The 26,456-nt window shown below is 49.1% G+C and carries 21 protein-coding genes and 1 other RNA gene; 5 read left to right on the top strand and 17 right to left on the bottom strand.

Features of this window, described 5'->3' with window-relative positions:
* The 6 genes from dnaK to ssrA form a co-directional block, all read right to left on the bottom strand.
* The gene (gene dnaK, locus ACYVFD_RS33385; RefSeq protein ID WP_461094898.1) at positions 1-1,923 is read right to left on the bottom strand and encodes a molecular chaperone DnaK; all 1,923 of its coding nucleotides are present in this window, start codon (positions 1,921-1,923) and stop codon (positions 1-3) included.
* Positions 1,924-2,223: 300 nt separating this feature from the next.
* On the bottom strand, positions 2,224-3,141 hold the full coding sequence (gene hemF, locus ACYVFD_RS33380) for an oxygen-dependent coproporphyrinogen oxidase (protein WP_461094924.1): 918 nt from the start codon (positions 3,139-3,141) through the stop codon (positions 2,224-2,226).
* Positions 3,142-3,192: 51 nt separating this feature from the next.
* On the bottom strand, positions 3,193-3,819 hold the full coding sequence (locus tag ACYVFD_RS33375; RefSeq protein ID WP_461094897.1) for an AlbA family DNA-binding domain-containing protein: 627 nt from the start codon (positions 3,817-3,819) through the stop codon (positions 3,193-3,195).
* A gap of 238 nt (positions 3,820-4,057) precedes the next feature.
* Positions 4,058-4,540 carry a hypothetical protein gene (locus tag ACYVFD_RS33370; protein ID WP_461094896.1) on the bottom strand — a complete coding sequence of 161 codons (483 nt, stop codon included), beginning with the start codon at positions 4,538-4,540 and terminating at the stop codon, positions 4,058-4,060.
* A 693-nt stretch (positions 4,541-5,233) separates the two neighbouring features.
* Positions 5,234-6,472, bottom strand: a complete 1,239-nt coding sequence (locus tag ACYVFD_RS33365; RefSeq protein ID WP_461094894.1) for a hypothetical protein — start codon at positions 6,470-6,472, stop codon at positions 5,234-5,236.
* 409 nt (positions 6,473-6,881) lie between these two features.
* Positions 6,882-7,256, bottom strand: a transfer-messenger RNA (tmRNA) gene (gene ssrA, locus ACYVFD_RS33360).
* A 258-nt stretch (positions 7,257-7,514) separates the two neighbouring features.
* Here ssrA and ACYVFD_RS33355 point away from each other — a divergent pair.
* Complete coding sequence (locus tag ACYVFD_RS33355; RefSeq protein WP_461094892.1) at positions 7,515-8,156, top strand: hypothetical protein; 642 nt, start codon at positions 7,515-7,517, stop codon at positions 8,154-8,156.
* A 262-nt stretch (positions 8,157-8,418) separates the two neighbouring features.
* Positions 8,419-8,823: a hypothetical protein gene (locus ACYVFD_RS33350; RefSeq protein WP_461094891.1), complete on the top strand. Its 405-nt coding sequence runs from the start codon at positions 8,419-8,421 to the stop codon at positions 8,821-8,823.
* Here the strand turns inward: ACYVFD_RS33350 and ACYVFD_RS33345 are convergent.
* Positions 8,792-9,235 carry a response regulator gene (locus tag ACYVFD_RS33345; protein ID WP_461094889.1) on the bottom strand — a complete coding sequence of 148 codons (444 nt, stop codon included), beginning with the start codon at positions 9,233-9,235 and terminating at the stop codon, positions 8,792-8,794. The genes ACYVFD_RS33350 and ACYVFD_RS33345 overlap by 32 nt on opposite strands.
* A 240-nt stretch (positions 9,236-9,475) precedes the next feature.
* Here ACYVFD_RS33345 and ACYVFD_RS33340 point away from each other — a divergent pair, with 240 nt between their 5' ends.
* Positions 9,476-10,168 (top strand): hypothetical protein, encoded by a 693-nt coding sequence (locus tag ACYVFD_RS33340; RefSeq protein WP_461094887.1) that lies wholly within the window; start codon positions 9,476-9,478, stop codon positions 10,166-10,168.
* 27 nt (positions 10,169-10,195) lie between these two features.
* On the opposite strand, the gene ACYVFD_RS33335 is transcribed toward ACYVFD_RS33340, so the two are convergent.
* A complete protein-coding gene (locus ACYVFD_RS33335; RefSeq protein WP_461094886.1) occupies positions 10,196-10,978 on the bottom strand; it encodes a DUF5958 family protein in 783 nt (260 codons plus the stop codon).
* Between the two features lie 58 nt (positions 10,979-11,036).
* Complete coding sequence (locus ACYVFD_RS33330; protein WP_461094885.1) at positions 11,037-12,302, bottom strand: ComEC/Rec2 family competence protein; 1,266 nt, start codon at positions 12,300-12,302, stop codon at positions 11,037-11,039.
* Between the two features lie 269 nt (positions 12,303-12,571).
* On the opposite strand from ACYVFD_RS33330, the gene ACYVFD_RS33325 reads away from it, so the two are divergent.
* On the top strand, positions 12,572-13,045 hold the full coding sequence (locus ACYVFD_RS33325) for a DUF1772 domain-containing protein (protein WP_461094884.1): 474 nt from the start codon (positions 12,572-12,574) through the stop codon (positions 13,043-13,045).
* Positions 13,046-13,184: 139 nt separating this feature from the next.
* On the opposite strand, the gene ACYVFD_RS33320 is transcribed toward ACYVFD_RS33325, so the two are convergent.
* The 8 genes from ACYVFD_RS33320 to ACYVFD_RS33285 all read right to left on the bottom strand — a co-directional run bounded on the left by ACYVFD_RS33320 (position 13,185) and on the right by ACYVFD_RS33285 (position 25,381).
* Positions 13,185-14,375 (bottom strand): tail fiber domain-containing protein, encoded by a 1,191-nt coding sequence (locus ACYVFD_RS33320; protein WP_461094883.1) that lies wholly within the window; start codon positions 14,373-14,375, stop codon positions 13,185-13,187.
* A 267-nt stretch (positions 14,376-14,642) separates the two neighbouring features.
* Entirely contained in the window at positions 14,643-14,948 is a 306-nt protein-coding gene (locus tag ACYVFD_RS33315; RefSeq protein ID WP_461094882.1) for a DUF1330 domain-containing protein, read from the bottom strand.
* Between the two features lie 99 nt (positions 14,949-15,047).
* Positions 15,048-16,259, bottom strand: a complete 1,212-nt coding sequence (locus tag ACYVFD_RS33310; protein WP_461094923.1) for a pyridoxal phosphate-dependent aminotransferase — start codon at positions 16,257-16,259, stop codon at positions 15,048-15,050.
* Between the two features lie 233 nt (positions 16,260-16,492).
* Positions 16,493-18,493: an FAD-dependent oxidoreductase gene (locus tag ACYVFD_RS33305; RefSeq protein WP_461094881.1), complete on the bottom strand. Its 2,001-nt coding sequence runs from the start codon at positions 18,491-18,493 to the stop codon at positions 16,493-16,495.
* 207 nt (positions 18,494-18,700) lie between these two features.
* Entirely contained in the window at positions 18,701-20,173 is a 1,473-nt protein-coding gene (locus ACYVFD_RS33300; protein ID WP_461094880.1) for a RagB/SusD family nutrient uptake outer membrane protein, read from the bottom strand.
* 13 nt (positions 20,174-20,186) lie between these two features.
* Positions 20,187-23,660, bottom strand: a complete 3,474-nt coding sequence (locus tag ACYVFD_RS33295; protein WP_461094879.1) for a SusC/RagA family TonB-linked outer membrane protein — start codon at positions 23,658-23,660, stop codon at positions 20,187-20,189.
* Complete coding sequence (locus tag ACYVFD_RS33290) at positions 23,657-24,676, bottom strand: FecR family protein (protein ID WP_461094877.1); 1,020 nt, start codon at positions 24,674-24,676, stop codon at positions 23,657-23,659. Before ACYVFD_RS33290 ends, ACYVFD_RS33295 begins: the two co-directional genes overlap by 4 nt.
* 24 nt (positions 24,677-24,700) lie before the next feature.
* Positions 24,701-25,381, bottom strand: a complete 681-nt coding sequence (locus tag ACYVFD_RS33285) for a sigma-70 family RNA polymerase sigma factor (RefSeq protein WP_461094876.1) — start codon at positions 25,379-25,381, stop codon at positions 24,701-24,703.
* A gap of 216 nt (positions 25,382-25,597) precedes the next feature.
* On the opposite strand from ACYVFD_RS33285, the gene ACYVFD_RS33280 reads away from it, so the two are divergent.
* Positions 25,598-26,416: a hypothetical protein gene (locus ACYVFD_RS33280; protein ID WP_461094875.1), complete on the top strand. Its 819-nt coding sequence runs from the start codon at positions 25,598-25,600 to the stop codon at positions 26,414-26,416.
* Positions 26,417-26,456: the final 40 nt, after the last annotated feature.

Genomic DNA, 26,456 nt, shown 5'->3' with positions numbered 1-26,456 from the left:
TTATTTCACTTCTTCGTACGGAACATCCGATACGTTGTCGCCGGTGGGCTGACCTTGTCCGGCACCGTTGTCGCCAGTGAAACCGGCACCATCGGCTGGATTAGCACCGGCACCGTTGGTCGCATTGTACAGTTCCTGCGAAGCGGTCGACCAGGCGGCATTCAGGCCTTCGATGGCACTGTCGATAGCGGCTGCATCACGCGAACCATGCGCAGTACGCAGGGTTGTCAGAGCTGCCTCGATGGCCGACTTATTGCCCTCCGACAATTTATCGCCGTATTCTTTCAGTTGCTTCTCGGTCTGGAAGATCATCGAATCAGCCTGGTTGACTTTCTCGATTTTCTCCCGTTCCGCTTTATCGGCGGCTTCGTTGGCCTTGGCTTCTTCGCGCATCCGGTTGATTTCCGTTTCGGTCAGACCACTCGATGCTTCAATCCGGATCTTCTGCTCTTTACCCGTGCCTTTATCCTTAGCTGTGACGTGCAGGATACCGTTGGCGTCGACGTCGAAGGTTACTTCGATTTGGGGAACACCCCGAGGAGCCGGTGGAATATCGGACAGGATAAACCGACCCAGCTGACGGTTCTGCGTGGCCATCGGACGCTCGCCCTGCAACACGTTGATCTCTACGCTCGGCTGATTATCCGAAGCGGTCGAATAGGTTTCCGTTTTCTTGGTTGGAATGGTCGTGTTGGCATCAATCATCTTGGTGAACACACCGCCCATCGTTTCGATACCCAGCGAAAGCGGAATCACGTCGAGCAGCAGTACGTCTTTCACCTCACCGGTCAACACACCACCCTGAATAGCGGCACCAATGGCAACGGCTTCGTCGGGGTTAACGGCTTTGGATGGTTTCTTACCGAACAGTTTTTCAACTTCTTCCTGCACTTTCGGAATCCGGGTCGAACCACCGACCAGAATTACTTCGTCGATCTGACCAGCCGACAGCCCCGAATTTTTCAGCGCACGACGGCAAGGTTCCAGGCTCCGCTGAATCAGCGAATCGGCCAGTTGCTCAAATTTAGCGCGGCTCAGTGACCGTACCAGGTGCTTCGGAATGCCGTTCACCGGCATGATGTACGGCAGGTTTATTTCCGTTGAGTTCGAACTCGACAGCTCGATTTTAGCTTTTTCGGCTGCTTCTTTGAGCCGTTGGAGGGCCATCGGGTCCTGACGCAGGTCGATACCTTCGTCTTTCTTGAACTCATCGGCCAGCCAGTCGATGATCACCTGGTCGAAATCATCACCACCCAGGTGCGTATCGCCATCAGTCGATTTTACTTCGAAAACGCCATCGCCGAGTTCCAGAATCGAAATATCGAACGTACCGCCACCCAGGTCGAATACGGCAATTTTCTGATCATGGTTCGTTTTGTCCAGACCATAAGCCAGGGCGGCTGCGGTTGGCTCGTTGATGATCCGTTTCACGTCCAGACCGGCAATCTGACCCGCTTCTTTCGTAGCCTGACGCTCAGCATCGTTGAAGTAAGCCGGTACCGTAATGACGGCTTCGGTTACAGTTTGGCCGAGGTAATCTTCGGCGGTCTGCTTCATCTTTTGAAGAATCAGGGCCGAGAGTTCCTGAGGAGTATATTGACGGTCGCCAATTTTGACCCGTGGGGTACTGTTGGGACCGCTCTGTACGTCGTACGATACGTTTTTAACTTCATTTGTCACTTCGTTAAAGCGTTTCCCCATGAAGCGCTTGATCGAAGAAATTGTATTTTTCGGGTTGGTGATGGCCTGACGTTTGGCGGGTGCGCCCACTTTGCGTTCGCCGTTGCCGTTGTCCATAAATGCAACGACCGAGGGGGTTGTCCGGGCTCCTTCGGAGTTGGGGATGACAACGGGCTCGTTACCTTCCATCACGGCCACGCACGAGTTCGTGGTGCCTAAGTCAATACCAATAATTTTTCCCATAACTGGATTTAGTTTCTTTAGAAAGCTGTGTAATAACTGACAGACACGATCTATCTATCAATACAAATGCCAGCCAGGAAAAATGTTTGAATTGCTGTCAGATTGGCAGAGTAAACGACTGAGCGGGGTCATATTGTCGCTTTCCATCAAGCTCGGTTGATAGAATGTGGCAGACCGTCAGTGTTCGTAGTTTTCGACAAAAAAATACCGGCTCCAGGGAAGCCGGCATTTCTGAACCATGTAATAAAGCTTTTTTTTCTATACGCAGGCAAAAGGCCAGTCGTTGCGCCCCTTCGCTAATTATTCGCTAAGCCAGTCAACTCCTTTTTGCAGGCGTTTCAGAGTTTGTTCTTCCCGACTTCCTGGCTCAGGCCGGTAATCATACGCCCAGTTGGCCTGGGGCGGCATACTCATCAGGATGGACTCAGTGCGCCCATTGGTTTCCAACCCAAATTTGGTTCCCCGATCCCAGACCAGGTTAAACTCCACATAACGCCCCCGGCGGAGCAGTTGCCAGTCTTTTTCCCGCTCTCCGAAAGGTAGCTGTCGATTCTGGTACATAAAATGGGTGTAGATTGGGGCAAAGGCATTGCCTATATTCTGGACAAAGGCAAACAAGGAGGCTTTATGAGCGTCATCGGTCGGTTTGAGGTAGTCGAAAAAGATGCCCCCAATGCCACGGGTCTCCTGCCGATGAGGAATGTAAAAATAGTCGTCGGCCCAGGTTTTAAATTTGGGATAATAGGTTGGATCGTGCTGATCGCAAACGGCTTTCAGGTGCTGATGAAACCGGCGGGCATCAGACTCGACCACATAATGAGGAGTCAGATCGATGCCTCCCCCAAACCAGTTTTGTCCGGTACTCATTTCAAAATAGCGGACGTTCATGTGAATGATCGGCACCATTGGGCTACGGGGATGCAGCACGATGGATACACCCGTGGCATAAAATTCGGCAGGCTCCGTGAGGTTGAGCGTTTTTAAGGTGGCGGCTGTAGCTTCACCCTGTACGGCAGAAAAACCGACGCCCCCTTTTTCGATCACGCTACCCTCACTCAGAATCCGCGAACGCCCTCCGCCCCCACCAGGCCGTTCCCAGGTATCTTCCCGAAATCGACCCGATCCATCTGCAACTTCCAGCGCCTGACAAATACGATCCTGTAAATCAAGAAAGAAACTGGTAATACGTTCTTTCGTTATTCCTTTTTCAGATGTCATCATAGCCGCAAAGTTCGCAAAGACCGTCGTATGGTCGATAAACTACGAAAATTATTCAGCCAGTTTCAACGCATACCGTACCGGCCTGGGTTTATCGATCAGCAACAAAAGTCCCCGACCAGCCAGTTGACGCAGCAGTTTACCGGCCCGATAGTCAGAAATATTGATAAGTTTGGCAAATCGGTCAGCCGTGATCGAATCGTTTTTACGCAGGTATTGAATCAGCGTTCGTACCATGGGCGATTGCAACAGGTCAGCATCGGCCAGTTGGGGCACACTGATCAGTTTATTGGTCGGAACCGACTTATCTTTTGCCCGCACGTAAATCGTTCGTTTAGCGCCTTCGTTCACCACATAATGCGGTTTCTCATCGCTCTCCAAAACACGAACGATCAACACAATACGACCGTCGGGCGCCAGGGTTTCGTAACTAACCGTAAGTGTCGGTTCAATTAATTGATCGGTAGCTTGTTCCAAGGTGGCTACTTCCCGAAATTCGGACGAAACGCCGGTTATTTTTCCATCATCGGCTACCCCAATTAAGAGTACTCCTCCGGAGGTATTGGCAAAAGCAGCCAGGGTGCGGGCAATACGATTTGGCGAGGAAAGTTGTCGTTTAAATTCTAATCGACTGTGTTCTCCCTGCTCAATAAGCGTATCAAGTTCATTTCGAGTCATAGGTCAACAACACAACATACGTCGGGTTGTTTTGCCAGTGCAGAGAAGGCTCACTCAATTGCCAACGTATATTGTTCACCAAACCCTGAAGCTTACGTCGATTTTTGAATGCCCAGGGTTATTCGAACAGTTTTTTTATAAGCTATTGAGTAAAAAAAGCGGACACGATGTCCGCTTTTTTTACTAACAGGGATTCGAATAGAAACTAGAGAGTTTAACCATCTAATTTTGGCAGATCTTATTCGGATACCGGATTTTGACGCTTCCGTCCGCGAGGCTTACCGGTATATTCGGGTTTAGGGTTTTGATTACCCAGTTTCAGTTCGTATCCGGTTACACCATTATCATACTCAAATGGTTTTACCGTGAATGTATACTTCGTATCGCCGAAATCAATTCCTCCTTTCTGGAGAATATACGGCAGGGATAAACTGTAACTTTTAGCTGCTTTTTCCAGGATGAAGGCTTCTTCTCCTTCACCCGCGCCTGGGATCAGATAAAGCGATTTAATTTTACGCTTTCCATCCTGTGTACCTACTTTGAACAAGTTATTTTCAGTATCAATACCTAATTGAGAAGCTGATTTGTTCGGGAAAACGACCTTACCAGCCGGTGAAATATAACCCGTAACCGGAGCAGATTTGGCAGCACTTTTCTTTTTGGGTTTTTTAGCCTCGCTGTTCTCGTCGAGCGAGAAGAATCGAATTTGTTTTGCTTTCATTCGATAATCTATTTATTGTCTATAGTAATGTCTATCCGCAAATATAGTAGGTCTACCTGCGAAAAAACCAAATTCATTTCAGAAGAATTTTCATAAAAAACTTTATAACCTATCAATTTACCCAATTTACTCTAAAAAGTGGGTAAAAAATTCCTATCGTAGTTATATACGCTCCATCAAATTAACATAAATAAAACGACTACTTATTTTTTCAATACATGAATTCTGGTTACGCTGATTCGTAAAATGGCCTACAAACTGCCACAAGATCATGTTTAACAAAATAAAGTCAATTCTGCTTTTCGACTTTATTTCCTAGTAATTATTTCATAAATTGATTTGCTTATATTTGTTTATAAGCGACCGTCAATTACCGGGTCGAAACGTTGATTTTTTGAGAGTTACTCCGAAAAGCCGACGCTGGATTTACCAGGAACCTGTTTAAGCTTTTATTCCAATGGCTTTTTGTCATCCCGACGCAGGAGGGATCTTCGGGTGATCTGATAGATTAAATCTCACCCGAAGATCCCTCCTGCGTCGGGATGACAAAGCACGAGCAATTAGTGCTCAATTATAGAAAGTTTAAACAGGTTCTAGTTTATAAAACCGCGAGGCCGCAATAGGCACAACGTTTCTCAGTGAAAAGCGTTGTGCCTATTGCGGCCTCGCGGTTTACGTTTACAGCTACACGATTTAGTTAAACCCAAACAGGATGGGGAACAGAACGGTAACAACAACTGCCCAAAGGCTGTAAACAGGCAGATAAGAGGCAATGGCACTGCCGACTCCCGCTAAAGGCTCCTTTCTGGTAACTACCCGAAAAAGTTGTGCACTCACCAGTAAAAGATTAATTAATATCAGCACATTACCGCCCAGCACGGCCGCCCGGTTGGGGGTAATACCCCATTCGGAAATCCGGAATAAAATCGCCGACAGGGCAATCCCATTCACCAGTATGGTCACAGCCGACAGCAGCAGCAGTACCCAGACTTCAGCCCGGCTTTTTGTGGGCGATTCGGCAACGGAAAAGAAAATGATGGCCATAACGCCAAGGAGCAGCCCATTAAATAGTAAGAGAAATTCCCGGTCATTATACGGGTCTTTACCCGAATAGACGATGGCTACCAGATAAATAACCAGCATCAGTAAGACCAGCGGACTGAATAGTTTGGCAATTACCGGCGAAACCTTACCGACTAACTGCGGATTGGTCTGGGTTAGGTATGTACCTAAAATCGGAGCAATCGGCAGACCGAAAACGACCACATTTTCAAAGTAAAATTTCTGAATATGCAAGCCGATCAGTTCGAAAAGCCCAACGGTTACGCCCGTCATAATCCCTCCGGCTATCAGAATGAGGGTGGTTATCACAATGAGATCACCGTTATATTTTAAATAGCCCAGCCGTTTCTCTTCTGGTTTACCCGTATCACCTACAAACACAAAACCCAGAATCGACCATAAAACCAAAACGATATGGATGCAGGATAACACCAGGGTATCGCTCTTTTTAACGTTGGGCAGCGCATTGATAAAAACTAAACCAAGAAGGGTTATGCCAAAAAGTACGGCCATTTTACGGGTCGATAGCGCATTCTTCCAGGCAAAGTAGGCCATAAGTGCTGGGAACACGATAAACCCTACATTTCTGGTATAAAAAAATTCCTGATCGATGGGCAACAACGTGGGCAACTTTGCCACCATCCCTGCCAGTAAGGACACGAGTGCCACGACGATCAATTCCCGGCTTGTTCCCCACTGAATCTCCTCTGGTTCATAGTTCAACCGTTCATTCCAGAAATCAGCAAGTGTATTGCCTTTAAGTTCTGGATAGAGTGTCGAGAACTCTCGCTTGAAAGCAGCTTTGTTGGTCCGGTAAATCTTCTCAAGATACCTGGGGTCATGCAAATGGGTACGTATTTCGTTTATCATCTATGTATTGGTCAATATGTTTTAACACGCATCAGGCCATCTCTCCGCACAACAGCACCATCAACACTATAAGTCAGCCGATCAGATGATACGGCCAACAGGTTGTCATGCAGGGCAGAAAGTTAGTTTTTATTTTAACAAAAAGTACTTTGCAATACAAAGCAATGAAATATAAAGTATGAATCAAAGCAATACCTATAATTTTTTAGGGGTATACGACCAGGGTTATATCGTCCAGATGAGTACTACAGGCTATTTTCGAACGATCGGATTTCCCGAGTGAACGGGTTCAGAACAATTATCACTTGACCAGCTCAGCAATCAGATCTTTTGGAAGGTATCACAATGTAGTCTTGTTCAGTTTTAAGCCACAAAAAAGCCTGTAATTTCTCGAATTACAGGCTTTTTAAAGTGGAGACGGAGGGATTTGAACCCTCGTCCAGTCAAGGAAACCGACGTGCTTTCTACATGCTTAGGTACGCTTAGGATTGTCGGGAATCGGCCCGGTGTGTACCAAACCAAACCTCATCCGTAGGTGCTTGTTTCTCACTCAGCCGTTAACACCATAAACCGAGCCAGCGCTGCGTTTCGATGCCTCCTGATCCAGCCGGCAGCACGTAGGCCAGGGAGACAATGGCTATTGCTTAATCCTCCGGATTAGGCAGCCATGGCGTAGTTATACTCGCCAGTTATTGTTTTGACGATTTGTTCGGGTCGGGAAATTCCGCCAACTCCCGGCATGCTTACACGCGACCTCAGCAAGCTGTCAATTCCGGTCGTCCCCAGATCGACGTCCACAAGGGGCGTGTGGATAGTAACTCGTACGAAAAACATTTAGTTCGGCGAATTGACATATTCCGTCAAAAATCCTGTTCACACATACGCCCGAAATCAGCTTCATACCGAAGCCAGTTCGTTCAAAAAATCACAAAATCTTCCTATTAGTTTTATTCAGATTTTTCATCGAATTTTACTAACAAAAGCACGTCTTTTTAAGTTATCGAATTAGGTACTGTCTTATACAGTTTTGCCGGTTACCCTTATGACGATTACTTCGTTTGAAACGAACCTGTTTCAGCATTTGGCCCCCTTCTTTTCGGACCATGGGTATTCGTTATTGACCGAAAAAAAACAGTTTCGCAAGGTTACTGGCAATGGGTTTCAGAATATCATTCTATCGTCCGTTTTTTACGCTGATGATACCCTGCTGGAAGTTAATTTCGGTTGCCGTCATGAGCAGATCGAACAGATTGCCCAACAGTTTCTCAACAATCAGCCCGATCTTCGGTCCGAAGCCAATACGCTGATAGTATCCATCGGACGGTTCAGTGATTTACAGAAGGCCCGCTTTAAAATTCATTCCGAAGACGATCTGTTGCTGGCCTGCCAACAAATTGAATACTTTTTCGACCAGCAGGGATTCAACTTTCTGACCACAACCGCTTCACTACTTACCCTCGACCGATTACTGAATGAATGTCCGACCGAACATTGCCGGTACGTTTATAATCAAACCCACCGTTGTTACAAGGGGCTCATTGCAGCCCGGCTGAATCACAATCCCCGGTTCGATGAGTTGATTGATCGGTATCGGTATCTGCTGATCCAGCAAACACAGAATCCTTACGAGCAGATGCATTTCGAACGGCTCATCGCTTATCTGCAACATTACTCCGCCAATTAAATACCTGATTAGTTGAGCTAGTTTATGGGTTCCTCAACCCATCGAATTGCTTTGCACTACCATTTGGCCAGCCACCTGATCACCCGCTATCGGCTGGTATAAATACTCATCGCCTTCTGCCGTACCAAAACCAAACTTTCAATTCTTAGTTTATATAAAACACTCGGAGCTTGGCCCTTAACCAAGTTATCGACCTGTCCGGTGTTCATAAACGAATTCAATAAACCATTTTTTTGTAAGTAATTCTGTCAATTTTCCAACAATGACGATCACGTTCACTCCTATCGAAATTCCGTTTAAAGTAGGCGCTACCGTGTTTGTTAATCAGGAGCATGGCCAACGCCTATCGTCTTCCAATGGGGCAGTCTATCCCTATTTTCAGGCCAAAATTGAACGCATTTTCTTTGATGGTCGCCTGGAAGACCTGTGCATTATTGATCAGCCCGCCGATACCTTCGAGCTAAAAGTTGCCACGGCTGTTTATGAGCTTAAACCTGTGGGACCTTATCGAGATCTGGTAAAAATGCCGCTGCGACTGAATCTTCCCGTTCGGGAGCCTAAGTTTTTTGGCACGGAGCAGGAGCTACAGACCTACCTGAGCGCTCAGAAGAAAAACAGGGCGGATTACCAGCTAATCAGGCCTGGCCAGGAAGACGCGCCGTCTTAAACCAGAATTCCCGGATCGAAATGACCATATCGACCAATTGGCTGTGGGTATACGGTTTATTAATGACCGACTGAACGCCCAGTTGATAGGCCAGGGAGATTTTTTCACTATCATCGACTCCCGTTAGAATGATGACTGGAATGTCGGCCAGGGCTTTATTGATTTTCAATTGCATCAGGATTTCTATGCCATCGGGGTATGGCATGTATAAATCCAGAAATATCAGGTCTGGTTTGGCAGTGGGGTCTCTTAGTACTTCTAACAGAATCAGGCCATTATAAAAAATCCGTAATCGACAATTGGGAATGTACTGAAGCATAGTCATCTCAAAGAGAACAGCATCCTCTTCATCGTCGTCGACTAGATAGACTAATTTTTCGTGACTGTTCTCGGGTAAAGATGGAACTGTCATACGTTGAGCGGAACAATGTGTAAATAGTATACTCAATCATAAACAAAACAAACCTCAAACCTTCCCGACTTATTTAGCCTACCCCCTTAAATCTATAACTTCTTTACCAATTTGTACCAGTTCAGGCCGACAAATTTCACGAAGTGGGTATACAGGGCAAAATTTTGCAACCTGAGCGTCCAACCCCTATCTTTCATCTGGGGTCTATCCTATCGTCAACTATCGTCTCTAGACTTCGACATGAACTATTCATTACTTGCAGTGCTGCTCCTGCTCACTTTGTTTATGGGTTGTAAAACAGCCTCAACGATTGAACCAGCCCAGCCTGAACAATATGCTACCTCACCAACCGGTCGACTCGTCAGTCGTGATACGATTCGTAGCGGTGGATACCTGGATATCCGCATTCGGGATGCAGCCACGACAGTTTATGGTACCGTTCAGACCCTACAACAAACCCAGGGAGTTTCATACCTGAACATTGTTCGTAATAGTTCATCTGACCTGACCCAATTACGTGAACGGCTTCCGCTTTACCAGTATATTCTGCTGGATGAGCAAAAAGGCACCGATTCGGGCGTACAGATCACCCTGGAGAATGAGCGGGTTAAGAGTATCTACCTGAATAACGGCAAAAAGCTGTCGCAGTGGCCTGCTATTGCCCAGGTCTTTTCAGCTATTCGGATTGGCGACCGGGCTTCCGATCTGTTTGCCAAATTCGTCCAGATACAAAAAAATGGACTATACACTACTAAATTTGAGCGGATCTCATTGCTGACCAAAAATATTGCTACGTCCTATGACCCAGTCATGACCCAATCGACACAATGGTACTTTGCCTATACAACACCTGCCAATCTATTGGAGCTGGTCGAGATCAATTTTAGTAATGGCCAGGTAAGCGACGTATATGTCAGTCGGTTCAGTCGGTAGGGCGATTCCCGACACGAGTGGTTTCGATCAGAACAGGCCTTCGCTAAAGGGGCTACAGTTGTAAGTTTCAGCCAGATACTTCTCCAGCACAGCCAGAACTATTTTTCGGGCCTGTTCTGATCGTACCCGGTACTTGATTGAGCAAGCTTTTGTTAACGAATTCATCAGCAGCGACAGCCCCACCGACAATTGTCGGACCACATGTGGAATTGATGTGGAAACGACTTCATCGTAACTCAAAAAAATGGGCCTGCCTTCCTTCCCCTCAACGGGTTCTGGTTCAGCGTCCTCAACAACGGGACTACCGTAGCTCTGATACCACAATTTGGCTAACGTAACAAACTCCATCCGAAAACTGGGGGTGGCATAAACTTCGTCAATCGCTGTCTGGTGCTTTACCAGAATAGCCTGTACGGTCTCTGGATTCGACAGATCCCAGTACCACCAATCATCCGGTTTTCCGCGCTGTAAGGCATACTGACGTTGATACGCGATTCGGAACAGATACAACAGCAGGATAATAAGTGAATCGCTGTTGTCGCCGGGCATGAACAAAATATGCCGCATAATCGCCGACCAATGCCCTTTTAAATCAGAGGCCGGCAGATCAACGCCAAGCTGCTCCTGCATGTCGTTGACCTGATCCACGTCCGCTTCGGTAGGGCTCACATCCTGCAGGAAGCCCCCCAAATTGTAGAAAAGCATCGTCTTATCTCGTTGTCTGAGGTGTTGAAACTGACTCACCAACTCAGCATCTACTCCAACCCCCTGCCCGAACTGGACAACTCTGAGTTCCTTGGCTAATTGCATAACGATCGTGGATTTATGGGTGGTTAATAGGCTCAAACAGAGCCAACTTCGGGTCGCATCACCTGGATTGATAAGGGCCAAATATACCCTTCACCGTCATGTTCTCATTCGAATCATCGAGCGTAATGACCTGATACGTTTCGCCACCCGGTGCTACCCGAACAACAATATGCCCTTTGTCGCTTTTGAGCCGATTCAGCAACTCACCAATAACCAGTTTATTCGCTTCGAGCATATCGGTGGCAAATACATCCCGTTCGCCGGGGTATAGCTCCTGCGAATACATACGGTCCAGTACGTCATGCCCTGGATGATCGGACGACCACACCGGTATGACGAATACACGCGGACGTAAGGCTGCCAGCAGGTTATCATTTTGGGAATCGCGATTACCATGATGATCCAGCAGATGGACATCAACCGGGCCAACCACCTTCGAAACAGGGGTCTCGACGTCATTCCAGGCGGGTGAACCAAAGCGCACTACGCCGGGCAAATCGCCCCCCGAAAAATAATCGAACGGCCCATACCGAAGCCGGACCGCTACGCTGCACATGTTTTCAGAGGGGAGTTGACCACTGTTCAGGGTCGATCGATCGGGAAATAGTTGCCGGGTGGCAGTACCCTCTCCCGTCCAGATTTCGCCATTGGCAATGATGTTCCTGATCTCGAACAACTTCACAAACGATTCGGGATTCTTTTTCAATACGATCTGATCCGTTCGCCCCGGCTTACTCCGTTCCACAACCGTGCCCTTATGGGTGCTCTGCCAGTTGACGAATGCTTTATAATTCGTCACCATGGAGCTATTCAGCGGGTAAGGATACGCATAATCGGGCCACCCGCGATCAATAAGCTTATCGATGGGCAGATAAGCCGCTACCTGCGTAATTCCGGTCAGTACAAAATTACCCTGTTCAGATTTTGGTGAGATGGCGGATGGGCTGCCCATATGGTCGTTATGAAAATGGGTCAGTTGGGCGTAATCCAGCTTCGGCGGCAACTGACTCATCGTCATTAGTTTGGTAATGTAACGGGCAATCCATTCGCCGGGTTGGCGGTCGGCACTGGGAACCGCCTTGGTATTTCGGGGGCTTAACGTTCGTTCAGTTGTAGGATCGAGCGCACCGGCATCGATCAGGAGGGTAGTTCCGTCGGGCAGAATGAAAAACGTGGCATTACCCCTACCCGTGTTGATATGGTGTATATCCAGATTACCCGTTTTCCAGGGCGATAACGTTTCGGCAACACGCTGAGCATAAACTGTATAACCTACCAGATTCAAAAGAAGAAACAACAACCCATGAGTAGCCTTCCCGTTCATGACGCACAAATTAGGTGAGGGATTATATCTCCACTTAAAAAGGCTTTGTTCTGAGCAAACTACCGCTAGTATTCTTACGGGTACTATCTATCGTCGCCTGTAAAGCCTACCCCGTAGGCCCATTGTAGACTATATTCATGACTCAATTTCCGTAGTTGATCCTGTCAATTGCCTAATTGACGCTCATTTACCAGCATCCACGCAGGAGGGCCCGTAGGTTTGTCAGTAGAATGTGCTTCGGCATTCTATTGACAAACCTATACAGTTTTATGGCTACTAGCTTGCTGATCCTGTTTATTCTGAATCTTGGTACTGCTTTTGGCGCGGGGCTTTATGAAGCCCGATTGATCATCCCCCAGTGGTTTCCTAAACTAGAGGGGGATGAACGTCGAGTCGATACGAACGCTATGCGACAGACCGATGTAGGGCGAAATTTCTGGGCATTTGTAACAACCATTCCCCTTACGCTACTGACCGTGGCCAATCTTATTGTCGCCTGGCAATCCGAATTGCCCGTGCATGACTGGTGGCTGGCGGCCTCCTTGCTAACCTTAGTAGAGCGAGTCGTAACATTTTCGTTTTTCATTCCCACGGCCATACGATTACAGAAGGGAGACGGCGACTCCTTACCTCTTGACACGACTAGTCGACTGGTCAGTGTGTGGATGTATGCGAATTATGGGCGGAATGCCCTTACCTTACTGGCGTGGGCTCTGGCCTTGAAAGCGCTAAGTTTAGTATAGGTATAAAATATATTAGGTTATTTTCTGTCATCCCGAGGAACGACCGGGCAGCATACGATAAACTAGTTTCGCTTGAGTAGGTATCGAATGCGCCTTTTCGTTCAGTAAGCAGCACGTCTCTATTTCTCTTGCACTTTGTCTACGGATGGGTCAACGCGTTCAACTGCTTTTTAATTTGCCGCAATTCGGTATGCAGTAAGGCTGTTTTAAGCCGAAACGATTCCTGCTGTTGCATGTAATTCTGTCGTAAGCCGCTGTTTTCCAGTTCCAGTTTTTCCACTTTCCGAATCAGTGCCTGAATCGCAATCAGGTTTACGCCGTCAAAATCGGCCTGGTTGATGCTTGTCCGCTCTCCAATGGTCCCGATCTCATCCTGACCAAATGCCTGAAAAAAGTCCTGGGCCATGGGGCCATAATGTCGATAGCGCTGGGCTTCCTGTCCTTTGTAATTCCAACTTCCTAACCGTAGCTGACTTATCTTTTTCAGAAAGGACTTGCCATCGACCGATCGGAAGTTTTCTTTGCGGGTCGAGTCAGACAGGGTTTGCCAGGCGTTCCCACCACTGGCCAGTTGCACACCCACCGCCGATCCCTGACTGGCTGGGGCTGTACTGTAGAGTATGTATCCTCCCGAAAACCGCATCATCATCTGATTATCTACCGAATTGTAGTACATATTACCCTGATAATCACCCAGCAGAAATGAGCCAGTTTTGCCGTTCGTCGACCCGTAATGGCCTAAAACCATTGAGGCCAGCCCACTAGCGCTCGAATAGGTCCCAATTCCCACCGACGCATAGCCGGTAGCGCTGGTCTGGTATCCCAGGGCGACCGACCGCCCTCCACCCGCTACCGTCGACTCGCCCATTGCCGTCGACGAGTAGCCATTGGCGGTTGATTGAAAGCCAGTAGCCATTGAATAATCCCCTCCAGCGGATGTATACATGCCTAAGGCCGTAGCCGCGTAACCTACCGAAATTGTCGATTCGCCCAATGCCAGCCCACTATTGCCTAATGCCTGACTCCCGTTGCCCATGGCAATGGCAGCAATCCCGGTTGCTTTGGTATTGGTGCCCGTTGCCCAAGAATATTGGCCGACGTTGGCACGATTCCAGGAAGCATCGGTTATTCCACCGGCCCGAAAAGCTCCTATACTACCGTACCAGATTAGTTTCGAAATAGTACCTATGTTAGATGTATCCTGCCCAAACAAAACCGTGCGGCCGGGAGGAACGTTAAAAAAGGCTTTGGGCGTTACACCGATGCCCATTTGGGCATACAGGTCTGTAAGCCCTAGCAGTAAGGGCGTATAAAGAAAAACTTGTTTCATAATTCATTGATTGAGTGATGGTTGCAATCAAAATTACAAAACAATACCCATCTCTATCTAAGAGTACCTGACTTTTGAGTAAGCGTAATAATAAAAGTAAAAATAAACAATATAAGTTACTTGTAAATAATATAGATAAACAAATGATTACTAAAAGTAAATAACAGCAACTCATCAGGTCTATAGAAACCTGACAACGAGACTACCTATACGTTAACGCAGATTAAATGTAAAGCAGATCAGATTCGTTTCGTTATCGACTATGACCTACCCCAGCAATGCTCCCTTTATCAGCATAACCTTATCTATTGACTGATCTTTTAAATAAAGAAACTTCATCCGATCAGGATCATCCCGGTACGCTTCAAAATCAGCCTGGGCCGGAAACGTCACGATATGAATTTCATAAGGATATCCCATTTCGGTCGCAATGACGGCCTCTTCTGCTGGTCTCACTCGATACACCAATACGCCGTTGTGTCGCTGAAGTAAGGGCAGCACCTGGTCCTCAAATGAATGAAAGGTTTCTTCCTGTCCTTCCTGCACAAACAGAATCTGAATAAAGTAAAGCATAGGTTCACGTTTTAGATGCAACACGGAGGCACAGAGTACACAGTGAAATAAGATTTTTTCATCTGTGCGAGCTGTGTCTCCGTGTTGATAATCGTTTACTTATTTCCGTCGACTTTCCAGGAAGCTCTCAATTCGGTCGATGGCCAGATTCAGTTCATCGATGGTTGGCAGGCAAACGATTCGGAAGTGGTCATTATATGTATAATTAAAGCCGTTGCCCGACACCACCAGCACTTTTTGCTCGGTTAGTAAGTTCAGCACAAAATCATCATCATCTTCCAGATGGAACTGGCTGAGATCGATTTTCGGGAAAATATATAAGGCCCCTTTCGGCTTCACACAGGAAATACCGGGTATCGCGATCATGCGTTCATAGGCCAGCATCATTTGCTTGTACAGCCGCCCGGTTGGCATCACCAGATCATTGATGCTTTGATAACCTCCCAGTGCAGTTTGAATCGCAAACTGGGTGGGAACATTGGCGCAGAGTCGCATACTTGCCAGTAACGTCAGCCCTTCAATATAGGATTTGGCACGTTGCCGCGCACCACTCAGAATCATCCAGCCCCCTCGAAATCCGGCCGCCCGGTAGTTTTTCGATAAGCCGCCCATGGTGATACACAACGTATCGTGTACCATTTTGGAAATAGGGTAATGAACCGCTCCGTTGTAGAGAATCCGGTCGTAAATCTCATCCGAAAAAACGATCAGTTTATGCTTTTCGGCGATCCGGGCGATGCCCTCCAGAATGGATTTATCATAAACGGCTCCCGTTGGGTTGTTTGGATTGATCACCACCACGGCCCGCGTACGTGGGTTAATTTTGCTCTCCAGATCTGTCAGATCAGGGTTCCAGTCCGACGCTTCGTCGCAGACATAATGAACCGGCTTTCCGCCACAGAAGGCTACGGAAGCCGTCCAGAGTGGGTAATCCGGAGATGGAACCAGCACTTCATCGCCTTCGTTGAGCAGGGCTTGCATCGAGAGCATGATCAGTTCGCTGACACCATTACCAATGTAAATATCGTTGATGGTGATGCCTTGCAGACCAATGTTCTGGGTGTGGTGCATGACCGCCTTCCGGGCCGCAAACAGGCCACGTGAATCGGCATATCCCTGCGCATTCCGGATATTGAGGATAATATCGTGGACAATTTCGTCGGGCGCATCGAAGCCAAACGTGGCCGGATTCCCAATGTTCAGGCTTATGATTTTATACCCCTGGCTTTCCAGTTCCAGCGATTTCTCATATATAGGCCCACGAATGTCATATTTCAAGTGGGTTAGCCGATCACTTTTCAGTATTTCCATTCCCGGTACTTCTACGTCCTCAGGTATTTCGAGGTCAATGCTGTCTAATTCCATCCGGCAAAAGTACAGAAACTCTTGAGTAAAATCAGGCGTAGATCAGGCAGTTACCAAAATAATCTATCCTTATTTAGCTCAATTGCTGCTACCTGCAAAACTTTCGGTTAGTAGGGCCAAAAAAATCACCGCAATCCATCTGGGTTACGGTGACTGGTACCAACCTATCTGAACAACTATTACTTCACCGGAACGAACAGTACGGCATCCGCGACGATTACGCCATCGGCGCCCTTCGTAGACACTTCTACATAATTTTTCTGGCCGGGCGATAATGTATAGTCGCCTAGCGGCACCCATTCACCCGAAGTTTGTCCTTCTACCCGAATATCGGCTTCGCGGATGGTCACCTCTTTAGGCTGCTTACCATCCGAGACAGTTATCTGGGTATTTGCCGACGCGCCTGCCAGCTTGGGAAAATAGAGATACACCCGATACGAACCGGCTTTGGTCACATCGGGCGTAAAACGCATGGTTTTTACGGCCCCATCGGCAGTCGTCGAAAAATAGCTGAGCCCGTAAGCGCCCTTGTTGTCCCGCTTCCAGTCGCCGGTATGGGTTACATGGGCGGCATCATCATTATCGACCAGAATTTCGGGGGTGCTGCCATTAGCCAATGGATTGGTTTTGAGTGTCTGCTGTAGCTTCTTCACATCGATAGCCTGCACCGACGTGTTGCCATCAATCGCCATACTGGCGGCCATAGCTGACGACTGAGCCAGCACCATAAATACAGGTTCCATGCGAATCGATCCGTAGGCAATATGACTGGCCGACAAACAGACAGGCACCAGCAGGTTTTTACATTCGGTCGCTTTGGGCACTAAGCAACGATACGAAATGGGGTAAGGAGGAAAGCCGCCCACCTGTACATCACCCTCGTTCTTCACCATTTTTACGCCATTCTTTTCGATGACAATCCGCTGGCAATTGTGCGAGTCCATGGTATAGGCCGCCATCCCTACCCCATCCTGAACCACTTCGCGGCCCTGGCAGTTGGCCTGCGTCATCACATACTCGCCAATCATACGCCGGGCTTCGCGCACATACATCTGCGTCGACCAGTTGCCCGAGTCGGTGTATTCATCTTTGGGATACCCCAGTTTGAGCATTTCGTCCTGAATGTCTTTACGCATCCGGGGGTCATGCCCAATAAAATAGAGCAGTCCTTTGTTGTACAGTTCATGCTCCTTCTGAATCTCCGCCCGACGGGCATAACTGCCTTCTGGATACTCGTAATTCATGCCGATCATATCGGTCGAAAAAGGGCCATTGTTATTGATGTCGGTCTTATGATTGGGCATCCAGTCGGGCTTAATAATCGTGTTGAAGGCTAGTTTCGGATTTTTGTCGATTGCCCGTAACAGCAGTTCATAGCGGGTCGAATCATAGCCTTCGGGCCTGGTAATGGGAATCATATTGGCCTGATCGTTAGTCAGGCAAATGCGAAAGTTATAGGTTTGCACCTGTTTGTTGCCACTACCAGTAGGCTGCAATTGAGCCGGGCTAATGCCCCACAACAAACCGCTTTCGGGCTTTCCGGGGATTTTGTAGGGATCAACGCCATCGGCAAACTGGTGTTTATCCAGCAGTTGAACACCGTTGTAGGTTTCGTTGTAGGTCTTGTTATCTTCCCGACCAACGGTATAGCTTACGCCCGCTCTGGCCATCAGATCACCTTCGTAGGTGCAGTCCAGAAACATTTTTGCCGTAATCACCCGGTTTCCTCCGCCACCTGATGACGGTTCCAGGGTGATGCTTTGTATACGATCGCCCTGCTTCTTTGCCGACGCCAGTCGATGGTTGTACAGGACATTCACATCAGCGCGTTTGATGTATTCCTTAAACAGATCCTCGGCAACGTGTGGCTCAAAAATCCACTGCTCAAACTTGCCGTAATGCTGCCCGATCCGGCGGTAATAATCGCGGGCGACACCCGAAATGGCGAATTTGTTTCCTATGTCGGTGAACCCCAATCCGCCCGTTGTCAGCCCCCCCAGATGGCGACCGGGTTCAATCAGGATCACGGACTTACCCATTTTTTTAGCCGTATAGGCAGCCATGACCCCTGCCGAAGACCCACCATATACGCAGACATCGACCGTTATGGGTGCGTTTTGGGCACTAAGCCTGGTATAGAGTACTAAAATACAGACAAGTAAGAAAAACTGTTTTTTCATAAGGAATGGAAAAAAATTGGCTGGTTTTAAGTCAAGGGTGGTCAGGATTTGTCAGGTATGGTCAAGGGTGGTCAGGTATAGTTAGGGTGTGGTCAAGAGTTGTCAAAAAGGTGTACATTATGAGAAAGACAATACTTGACAACCCTTAACTATATCTTGACCACTTTTGACAATCCTTGACTACACCTGACAATACTTGACCCCATTTCAATACCCTGGATTTTGGGTCAGTTGGGGGTTGACGTCGCGTTCGGTTTGGGGAATGGGGTACAGGTAATGGTGTTCGTCGATCAGTATACTGGGGTTCTGGGCTTTCATAGCCGTGATAAGTCGCTTGGTGCGGACTAGATCATACCACCGATGACCTTCAAAAGCCAGTTCCAGCCGTCGTTCCAGCAGCACACTATCGCGGAACTGGGCCTGACTCAGATTCGCCGTCAGGTTCGGAAGGCCGGCCCGGTTCCGAATCCGGTTGACGTTGGCGTAGGCATCGGCATTATTGGCTCCCTGTTCATTCAGGGCTTCGGCATACATCAGCAATACGTCAGGATAGCGAATAATGGGGTAATTGTTGCCGCCATCGCCGTTGGCAGTTGCCGATGGATCGAGGTATTTATAGACGTAGCAGGGGAACAAAACGCTGGAAGGAGCCGCCGGACTGGTCGTGGCGGAGTAAAGTTTAAGGGTTACGTTTCGCCGTTTGTCGTCGGTCCGGTAGGCTTTGTACAGGTTTTCAGTTGGCGGATCATCTCCGAAGCCAGCCACCCCATTCACCCGGTCGAAGTTCGGACGCATGTACCCTTGCATCCAGCTTCCTTCGTTGAATCCGCCACTCAGCGCCTGCATCTCAAAGACCGCTTCTTTCCCATTTTTATTGGTAATCAAAAACGCGTCGGCAAAGTTGGTCCATAAGTCATAAACGCCCAGATCGATAACTTCTTTCGCTTTGGCCGATGCCTTCGCCCAATCCTGACGGGTCAGATACACTTTGGCCAGAAACGCCTTGGCGGCTCCCTTTGTGGCCCGGCCTTTATCAGCCGTCGAATAGCTAACAGGCAGTACGCTTTCAGCTTCAGTAAAATCCTGGACGATCAGAGCATACACCTCATCGACCGATGCTCTGGCTATGTTGAGGTTGTCCAAGGAGGTGGTTTCGGCAGTAACCAGGGGCACCCCACCAAACAAACGGACCAGGGTAAAATAATAGAAGCCCCGCATGAATTTAGCTTCGGCAATGAAACGGGCTTTCGTGGGTTCGTCCATAGCCACCGCTGGTACACGGGCAATTACGGCATTAGCCCGGTTGATAGCCTGGTACACGGTTGTCCAGATCGATTGAAACGTAGCGGTAGCCGGGGTGAAGGTGAACTTGTCCAGGTCATTTTTCGGCTGATTGGCCGTTGATCGACCGTTGCCCCATTCGGCATCGTCGGTAGCTTGATCCTGTAAAATCCACATGACCTGAGCGTACATATTCGCATTGTTCAGCGGATCGTACACCGCACTGACGGCAGCTTTGGCATCGTCGGCATTTTTGTAAAAATTCGCAGGTGTAAAGCTGGATTCTGGCTTCTGGTCCAGCACTTCACAGGCAGTTAAGGTAATAAGTGAAAGAGCGAAAGCAAGAAAGAGCGAACGTTTTCGCCAGACGGTTGCAATCAATTTTATCGATAAGTTCATGTTTGTAGGAGGTTTAGAAACCGACATTCAATCCAAACAGAATGGTTTTGGCGGCTGGGTAGCTGGCATAATCAAATCCCTGACTGCGGCTATCCTGACCAAATCGGTTTACTTCGGGATCATAGCCCGAGTAATTGGTCCAGGTCAGGTAGTTTTGTGCGGTTACGTACACCCGCAACGACTGAATTTTGATCGACTTCAGCAGCGTATTGGGCAGGTTATACGCCAGTTGTATGTTCTTCAACCGCAGGTACGAACCATCTTCTATTTGCCGGGTCGAGACGCGGTTGGCCGGGCGGGTTGTCGATGCCCGTGGAATATCGGTATTCGTATTCGTTGGTGTCCACCGGTTCAGCATGTCGCGATCCTGATTGGTGGTTGCATTCAGATACTCCAGCTCATATCGATTGGCATTCAGGATGTTGTTACCGTAAACGCCCTGAAAAAACGCCGTTAGCTCCACTCCTTTGTAGGAAAACGTATTGCTGATACCGCCAATGAATTTGGGTTGCGCCCGTCCGATAATAGTCCGATCATTATCGTCAATCTTTTTGTCGCCGTTCAGGTCCAGGTATTTACGGTCGCCTGGTTTACGCGCCTGCGGGTCACTCAGGGCCGCCAGTTCGTCGGTTGTCTGATACAGTCCGTTCGTGACATAGCCAAAGAACGTTCCCAGCGACTCACCCACCCGGATAATGCCCGAGTTTAGATTTTGCCCGATATTCGCCACCTGCCCGGCAAAAATCTGCGGAACCCCGCCGATGTCCAGTACTTTGTTGCGGTTCAGGGAGAAATTCACATCGGTCCGCCATTTGAAGGCACCGTCCAGATTATAGGACGACAGGCTCAGCTCAATGCCTTTGTTTTCTACCTTCCCAAGGTTTTTGATCGCACTCGAAAAGCCCGACGTACTCGGTATGGTCACATTCAGAAGCAGATCTTTGGTGCGTTTCACATAGAAATCGGCGGTCAAGGTAATCCGATTGTTCAGTAACCCCAGATCAAGACCCATATCGGCCTGAGTAGTTGTTTCCCAGGACAAGTCAGGGTTGGCAATCTGACCGGGCCCCAGACCCGTGGAGACGGCATTGCCAAACACATAATTCTGCGTCCCCAGCAGGGAATAGGCCGGATAATTACCAATGCCATCCTGGTTCCCCGTCGACCCATAGGTTGCCCGTACTTTGAGGTCGCTAATGGCTGATATGCCCTTCAGAAATGGCTCTTCCGAAACCCGCCAGGCCAAAGCCGCCGATGGGAAATAGCCATATTGTTTATTGGCACCGAACCGGGACGAGCCATCCGCCCGGAACGAAGCCGTAAGCAGGTATTTATCTTTGTAGCTATAATTGATCCGCGTCAGATACGATTGCAGCCCCCACGTACCAACGCCCGAACTGGGAGTCAGAGGTACCGACCCCGAACCCAGATTACTCGACCCCAGGTTATCGTTCACGAAGTTACGGGCAGAAGCGGTGCTATTCTCCGTTCGGTTGGCCTGTTGCGTATACCCCAGCAAAGCCGTTATGTTGTGTACGGTACTGAACGTACGGGTATAGGTCAGCAGGTTTTCATTCAGCCAGGTCATGGATTGGCCGTTGAACAGCGAAGCCGCTCCGCCCTGCGCTAGTCCACTGGACACCGATCGGGGCAGGTACGAATCCTGCTTTTGCAAAATGCCATCAAGCCCAAGCGACACTCGCAGACTTAACCCATTGATAATCTGATAGTCGCCAAATACATTACCAAACACCCGGTTGGCCGTATTTCGGTTTTTACTGTCGTTTGCCAGTGCCACCGGGTTATCAGCGGTAAAAGCAAGCGCCGGGTCCGTAATCAGATAATTGCCATCTGCCCCCCGAATGGGTAAAATGGGCGGAAACTGGAGGGCGGCCATGGTCACTAGTCCGGCGCTTCCCAGATCGCCATCGGTGCGGGATTGATTGGTCACGGTGCGGCTGACCGTCAGGCTGTTCCCGACTTTGATTTTTTCGGTCAGTTTACGGTCCAGGTTGATCCGAAACGAGTATCGTTCAAAATCGGAGTTGACCACAATTCCGTTCTGTTTGAAATACCCACCCGAAAGCGCATACTGGGTTCGTTCGTCACCCCCACTCATCGACAGTTGATAATTCGACATGGGGGCCTGCCGGAAAATCTGATCCTGCCAGTCGGTACCTTCGCCAAACGCATCCACCTGTGCCTGACTGTACACGGCAGGTCGCCCTTCGTTGGTGTTGGCATCGTTGACAAACTGCGCATATTCCCGCGCATTCAGGACCGGATACTTCCGACGAACATTCTGAATACCATAATACACATCCAGATTGATGGTCGACTTACCTGCTTTCCCCCGTTTGGTGGTAATAATAACAACCCCATTGGCCCCCCTCGAACCATAAATAGCGGTTGACGAAGCGTCTTTCAGTACGGAAATCGATTCAATATCGCTGGGGTTGAGCGTACTGAGCACGTTGAAACTGGAACCACTGCCCGCTCCATCGTTCTTGAACGGAATCCCGTCGATCACATACAAAGGTTCGTTATCGCCCTGGATCGAATTACCTCCCCGTATCCGAATGCTGGTGCTGCTACCGGGTGCGCCCGAGTTCTGGGTAATCTGAACCCCGGCAGCCCGTCCCTGAATGGCCTGATCGAGCGAAGTAACGGCTACTTTTCTGATCTCATCAACCGGAACGGTGGAAACCGCGCCCGTCAGGTCACTCTTCTTTACCTGACCATACCCCACCACGACCACTTCATTTAATGATTTGGTATCGGGCACAAGCTGCACATCGATGGTCGACTGATTCCGTACAACCTGTTCCTGACTGACATAGCCGACAAAGCTGAATACCAGGGTTACACCGTCATTGGGGACGCTCAGATTATAACGCCCCTGAGCGTCGGTAGTGGTACCACGCGGTGAACCTTTGACAACGACACTAACCCCCGGTAACGCTTCGCCCGTTTCGCTGGTTACACGCCCACTCACCCGAAGGTCGGTCTGAATAGGCTCGACCATTTGCGAAGCGGCCAGATTGGTTAATCCCGATAGTTGTACCGGTCCGGCGGTGGTGGTAGTTGCGGGTTCGGGGATGCTGATGATGGCCCGGTCGCTGTTTTTGGGCGACAGAATCAGATACGCGCCCGAGCGAAGTTTTTTAAACCGAAGGCCAACGGGCTTTAACAGCGCATTTAGATTGCTTTCCAGTCGAACTCCCAGATTAAGGGATTCGAGTGGGCTTAGGTGTTTTGCCACCACCGACTCTTCGAACAGAATATCGACGCCATAGTGCTCTTTCAACTGGAGGAGCGTCTGTTTAAGGGACTGATTCGCCACACTAATTTCTTTCCCTTTCGCCGATTGCCCGTTATCGATCTGCTGGGTCGTTCGGGCGTAGGCAAGGGTTTGGGCAATGGTATGACCATAGCCAATACTGAGCAACCAACCGGTTATCAGCGCAAACGGTAGTGATTTTGTCATTGAGTAAGCTGGGTTTCGGAAGCAGTTGAAAAAACAAGTTTTTGATCGCGGTGGCTAACCCGCAGATTTAGCAGTTCGGCCAGGGCCTCGGCCAGTTCATCCGACGATCCGGCCCGGATGGTTCCGGTCAGTGTCCGACGGGCCAGAGCGGGGTCGGTAAGCTGAACCGCCACGCCAAACACGCTCTGAATCTGACGGGCCACATCGCGCAGGGGGGTATTGTTGAAGCTGAAGAGTCGGTAACGCCATTGGGCAAATTGAGTCGTATCGGCCTGTGTATGCATACGTAAGGCGCCCCGGCCGTCAAGGGTAACCCGGTCGCCGGGTTTCATCATCAGTTGCTGCTCAGGCTGGTCGGCTGTCGTATAATGCAGATTGACCTTTCCCCGTTTGAGTACCACTTCAGCCCGAGTTGGGCGACTACGTACTGAAAATTCGGTACCTAATACTTCAACAGCCAGTCCATCCGTAGCCTGCACTACAAACGGCTGATCATTAGGCAAGTGCTTCACCTCAAATACCGCATCGCCCGTCAGCGACACATTTCGGGAGAGCCAGCCATAGCCTATCCACGGTATTCGCAAACTCGAATTGCTGTTAAGGGCCACCGTTGAGCCATCAGGTAGTTTCAGAGATCGTAACTGATACTGACTGGTAGCTATCGTTCTGTAAAACAGTTCGTTTCGAAAAAGCCAGCCGCCCACCAACAGCGCTAGTCCAACCGTAGCCGCTACCAGCCATCTACCAGGTCGCCTTGATGAGTACCCTGATTTTACGACTGGCCACAACGGGGGCGCATGGATCTCAGAGGGCGTATCGAGCCGTTGCCGGAACGATTCGAGCTGTTGGGCCACGTCGGGCGTGTACTGCGGAAAACTCCGCTCCCATTCGTCGAGCCATTGAAAATAGAGTTCGCGACTACCCGGCTGGGCCAGCCATTCACCGATGACTTTTTGCTGAACCGACGTTGCCTGTCCGGCAAAGTAGGTAAAAACCAATTCTTTAGGGGGTTGCATAGGATGTGACTCGTTCGTTGCGTGTCAGAATAGAACCGTAAGTAACAGCAGGCCCCAGCTAATCAGTCGCTGCTGACGAAGTAGTTGCCGCACCGTAGAGGTTGCCCGTAGCAGGTGATTCTCAACAGTTTTCGGGGAAAGGCCCATTTCCTGAGCAATTTCTTTGTAGGATTTACCTTCGAATCGGCTCAGCAAAAACACGCGCTGCCGTTGTGTGGGTAGTTGCTGAACCGCCTGCTCCAGCGCCCGGTACAGTTCATCCTGTTGAAGCAGCCGATCGGGCTGGGTGGTATCGAGGTCGGGCCGGTCGAGGTTGTCGGGGAGCGCTTCCTGTCGTCCCAACTCCCAGCGCAGACTGTTATAAGCGCGGTTTCGGGCCGCCTGATAGAGATAAGCCCGGTATGAGCCAGTCACCTGCCGGTATAGTTCCTTCGTGTAAAACGTATAGAACAAATCGGCCACTAAATCTTCGGCAAGTTGTCGGTTATAAACAAACCGAACGACGTGACTGCATAAGGGCGCGAAATACTGGCGAAAAAGCAATTCACAACCAAGTCGCGGATCTTCGCTGAACGCATTACGGATAAACAATTCACCGTCGTTGGGCATTGGATTCGGCACGTCGGGCTGACTCCTGACGAGTGGTATCTGTCCATCAGGAGTCGGGTCATCAGGTCGGAGAATAGCAAACACAGGAGCAGGCATTGCGTTGAGGGTCTGGTATAGCAAAGACAAGTTCAGCCCGAAAATCCCCCAATCGATTTTTATTTTTTATCCATAAAATACAAATCAACGTATAGACACTACGCCTTTCCCAAAGCTTTTCGCTGTCGAAAGGCAGTCGTTGATTATTATTTGCAGGCTGGTTAGGTAACGATTGCCTTCGGGTGCCTTTTGGTCTAAAAACCAGTTACGACTACTATGTCCTTCCGCCGTACCCTTCTGCTTTCGATTTTCTGCAGCCTATGTCTTTCGGTCACTTTCGCTCAATCGACCACCCCCCAAAAGTTGTACATGTACCTGATTTATCACAAGTTGAACCCCGGCCTTACCATTCAGGATGCGCTTCCGGTCGAACGCGAATGGAAAAAGATCAATCAGGCGGCTGTAGATGAAGGACGACTGGAGGGCTGGTACATGACCGTGAAGCAGTTTACCTCCAACCCGAATCAGACCGAGTACGACTACGTTACGCGTATTATTTCAAAAGAAATGGCCATCCGGGGAGCGTCTCCTGAAGCTATGGCCCGTATGTATGGCGATAGTGTGCAGGCTAAAATGGCCGATTTACAAAAGCGGGATCGGAATACAGCGCCTGTCGTGAAAATGGAAATTTGGGAAATCAGCGATGGTACGTATGCCCCTAAGTTTGCCCCCGACAATACCCAATTCATGATCGTGGAGCGGATGAAACGCCGAACACCGGGGGCTGATTACGAGGGAGTGCTTAAACAGGTCAAAAAGCTGGGTGAAGACCGCATCAAACGGGGCAATTTGCTGGCCTGGGATTTTGCTTCGCTGGTCATCCCGAACGGTAGCGAAAAAGGCTATGAATTCAGCACCTCGTCCTTTGTCAAGAGCCTGAGTGATGTTGCCAATCCTGTACAAGCCGATTCGCCAACGCCTATTATGCCCGTTCCTGCCTACAAGCAACTTCGTAGTCAGGTGGCTCAAACCTTCGATGTGGTCCGGCAGGAAGTGTACCGCCTTATGGAGTACACGACCAAACCTGGCAACTAATCGCTCGCCAGTTCGCTAGCAACTTCCAGGATTAAAAAAC

This window comes from Spirosoma gilvum, assembly GCF_054776815.1.
The sequence above is the reverse complement of the archived record's forward strand: the minus strand, read 5'-3'. Positions and strand labels throughout refer to the sequence as shown.